The sequence below is a fragment of the Cupriavidus sp. SIMBA_020 genome, from assembly GCF_046535395.1.
Taxonomy (GTDB): domain Bacteria; phylum Pseudomonadota; class Gammaproteobacteria; order Burkholderiales; family Burkholderiaceae; genus Cupriavidus; species Cupriavidus campinensis.
This window is the reverse complement of sequence record NZ_JAWRWU010000948.1, coordinates 1-260: the sequence shown is the minus strand read 5'-3', so window position 1 is coordinate 260 and position 260 is coordinate 1. Positions and strand designations below refer to the sequence as shown.

Annotated in this window: 1 pseudogene; it reads left to right on the top strand. The window is 66.2% G+C overall.

The features are described 5' to 3' along the window. A pseudogene (locus SB751_RS32250) lies at positions 1-180 on the top strand (gamma carbonic anhydrase family protein); the annotation flags it as partial. Between the last annotated feature and the right edge of the window lie 80 nt (positions 181-260).

Genomic DNA, 260 nt, shown 5'->3' with positions numbered 1-260 from the left:
ATCGGCGCCGGCGCCATCATCCCGGAAGACCGGGTGATTCCGGACAATTCCCTGGTCATCGGCATCGGCAAGATCGTGCGCGAACTGTCGGACGAGGAAATCGCCAACCTGCACAAGAACACCGCCCATTACGTGGCGCGCGGCCAACACTACAAGACGGCCCTGAAACGTCTGGCCTGAGCCCGCCGCCGGGGACGCCCCGGCAACCGCCGACACCCCTGCCGCCGACAGGGGGAATCGGCCGTCCGATCGGCTAACAT